We start from the raw sequence: 3,011 nt of genomic DNA, 5'->3' as shown, positions 1-3,011 counted from the left end.
TCTAAAATTACGCAAATACTTGCTAATATATGAAATATAGATAAATAAACAAATTAAGTCTTCACGGAATATATTTAATTATTTATTGTATTGGTTTGTGTGTTGTAATTTAGCTCAGGCTTCCTCTAGAAGAGGGGGCTATTTTTTTGCCTCTGTGACTATTATGATTTGACGAATTTACTGTGCCTTTACCAAAACTTCATCAAATTACTGAGTATCTTTACCAAATCTTGATCTAAAATTACGCAAATACTTGCTAATATATGAAATATAGATAAATAAACAAATTAAGTCTTCACGGAATATATTTAATTATTTATTGTATTGGTTTGTGTGTTGTAATTTAGCTCAGGCTTCCTCTGGAAGAGGGGGCTATTTTTTTTCTTATAACCCACATTCCGCACGACAAAATGTGGTATATGAAGATGGGAAAACTTGAGTAAGTATTTAGACTTATAGTAAATGCAGGAGGCCATGGCTAATCAGTGCGTTAATAACCTATCCCAACCTCTAATTTTTTCTTGAGGTATGTTGCTCAAAAGCTTACCCAAAAGGCTTTTCAACCTGCTTTTCACCCCTGATAGTGTTCCGTGAACAGCTTTGAGAATGATATCAGTTGCCGGAGGTCGCCAATAGACATCTCCAAAAATTGCCAAATTGCTCTCTCACTTGACTAGAGCTTCTTGATAATTGTCAAGTAATGCCTGTTAATTTTACACTACTATTTAATTGTTATAGGACTTGCGCAGAGACCATTTATGTAGTGTAAAAAACTCAATCGCTACAGTTTTTACACTCTATATATAGTACCCCTGCGTAAGTCCTGTGTTAATTATTTTCCCACTCTACCTGTTTTCGTCTCAAGTTTCTCCACTGAGTAGATGGTATCTTTGACAACTTGGAGGAAAAAACCTCACGAAGTTCCTAAGTTTTTTAGGCTTTCTGAGTATCGCTTGTCTAAACTTCAGGTTAGGTTAGCTAAGAAATCAAAGCATTCTAAGCCATGGAAAATACTCAAGCGCAAAATAGCAAAACTGTACCAACTTATAGCTAGACAGCGACTGGACTGGCAATTAAAACTGGCTTACCATTTGTTTAGTGATGTCAGCGTGATTTTTTTAGAAGATTTACAGATATCAAATTTAGTCCGACGTTGCAAAGCTAAATTAGGTGATAATGGTCAATTCATGCCCAATGGTCAATCAGCTAACTCAGGACTAAATAAGTTTTTACAGGATGCAGCCACTATCAATTTCTTGATATTTTAGAATATGTAGCCTGGAAACTTGGCAATAAGGTTATCAAAGTAGACCGAAAAGGTACATCTCAACATTGTTGGGGGTGTTTGAATAAAGTCTCTAAAAGCTTATCGGAGTGATGGCATTCATGCCCTAAATGTGATCGAGAGCTAGATAGGGACTATAACTCAGCACTTCTGATACACAAGATAGGATTGCTATCAACACAGGAGGAAGACATCACTTCTGTAAAAACTGCGGTCACGGCTTCCCAGACTGAAGAATCCTGCGATTCCCTTGTTAGCGCAACGTCGGGAGTATGTCAAAATGCAAAATTAATTAAAATCAAAACGGGATAGTCGCGATCGCGAATAGCTCCTCGCTTGGGATTAAAGGCAATTAACAGGCGTTCAAATTCAATATGTTCAGTGGACTTACCCCGCTGATAATTCCTGGAATTGCTTTTTGCTGAATCTCTTGTTTCATAATCAAGACGCTGACTCAAGAACAACCTAAACTCTCGCGAGTTTCGACTCCTGTAATGGAATTTTTTCCTGAAGCTGTTTTACACATTAATTTTATCTGATAGCGGTCTACCATTGCTCCAGAAAAATCTGTCCCTGTAACTTCTGCATTACGGAAGGTGCTACTCATCAACATGGCATCTGTGAAAATAGCATTGGTTAAGTCGGTTTCATCAAAGCTAACTCTATCTGCAAAAGTCTGAGTAAAATCTGCTTCTCTTAAGTTAGCTCTCAAAAAGTCTCCTTTAGTAATAATAGTGTCTTGTAGATTTGCACCTTGAAAATTTGCACCCCACATTGTTGCACCTGCAAAAGAAGTACCATGTAAATCTTGGTAAGAAAAATCTCGATCATTTAAGTTTGTGAGAGTATAGTTGACAGTATTTTCCTGTGCTTGAGCAGGATAGATATTCATCAGACAAAGACCTGCAACTGTCAAAATTAAGACAAATACCAAAATTCTTTTTTTGAGCATTACAATAACTACTCCCAAAATTCAATATAACTAAATTAGAACTTACGCACGCACAAGGTATTTTCGGCATTACGAGCAATCATGAAGTCATCTCAAGCTAATACTTTCGTACTAGATGCGTAAGTCCTATAAATGATAAATATATCAAATAATATGTTAATATTCAATTATTGGTGTATCGGAAACTTCTTCTACTCCTGAAGGTTATTCGTTGCAGTTAGCTGGTACTGGTAGCTCCTATAACGACTTTACTTGGAAGAGTGCTTCCCCTAAGACTTATGACTCAGTAAACCAAGGACAAAATTTTGTTGTTTAAGGATTAAATTTTGTCAGTTTTTCATTGGTTAGGAATTAGACTTATTCATGTCTAATTCCTGCCAATATCTAGTATCAAAATGTAAGCATTCAGCTATTAGCATTCAGCTTTCAGCTTTTCCTGGGGAATACGCTCGAATTTCCTGCGGAATGCTAGGCAAACAGCTTTTGAAAGTAATAACTCTAAGGTTAGCTGATGACCAATTTTATTTCCTTTCCTTCGGAATGCTACGCAAACGGAATGCTCCGCAAACATAACTTTTAATTCTCCTTTCATAGCCCTTAAGGTAGTTCCGACCCAGGAGGCTAGCTGACGGCTAAATGACTACATCAATATTGAGAACAAACCTATTTGCTTAGTCGCGCCTTGAAGCCTCCCCTTGGATAGGGGAAAACAAAGAAAATATTCCTTATATTCAATTCCCGAATGGTTAAAACCTTCTTGTAATTATCAAGTTC

At 36.7% G+C, this 3,011-nt stretch carries 4 protein-coding genes; 2 read left to right on the top strand and 2 right to left on the bottom strand.

The features are described from left to right. The first annotated feature begins 881 nt into the window (after nucleotides 1-881). Together F6K22_RS37355 and F6K22_RS42745 are read left to right on the top strand one after the other, a co-directional pair. Nucleotides 882-1,268 (top strand): transposase, encoded by a 387-nt coding sequence (locus tag F6K22_RS37355; protein ID WP_293109828.1) that lies wholly within the window; start codon nucleotides 882-884, stop codon nucleotides 1,266-1,268. Continuing rightward, nucleotides 1,262-1,378, top strand: coding sequence for a zinc ribbon domain-containing protein (locus tag F6K22_RS42745; RefSeq protein WP_363275270.1), 117 nt, complete (start codon nucleotides 1,262-1,264; stop codon nucleotides 1,376-1,378). The genes F6K22_RS37355 and F6K22_RS42745 overlap by 7 nt, the downstream gene beginning before the upstream one ends. 182 nt (nucleotides 1,379-1,560) lie before the next feature. Here the strand turns inward: F6K22_RS42745 and F6K22_RS37350 are convergent, their stop codons facing one another. Both F6K22_RS37350 and F6K22_RS37345 read right to left on the bottom strand, forming a co-directional pair. Then, complete coding sequence (locus F6K22_RS37350; protein WP_293109826.1) at nucleotides 1,561-1,743, bottom strand: hypothetical protein; 183 nt, start codon at nucleotides 1,741-1,743, stop codon at nucleotides 1,561-1,563. Beyond that, a complete protein-coding gene (locus tag F6K22_RS37345) occupies nucleotides 1,740-2,237 on the bottom strand; it encodes a pentapeptide repeat-containing protein (RefSeq protein WP_293109824.1) in 498 nt (165 codons plus the stop codon). The genes F6K22_RS37350 and F6K22_RS37345 overlap by 4 nt, the downstream gene beginning before the upstream one ends. Between the last annotated feature and the right edge of the window lie 774 nt (nucleotides 2,238-3,011).

Source organism: Okeania sp. SIO2F4 (assembly GCF_010672385.1).
In the GTDB taxonomy this organism is placed as follows: Bacteria; Cyanobacteriota; Cyanobacteriia; order Cyanobacteriales; family Microcoleaceae; genus Trichodesmium.
The sequence above is the reverse complement of the archived record's forward strand: the minus strand, read 5'-3'. Positions and strand labels throughout refer to the sequence as shown.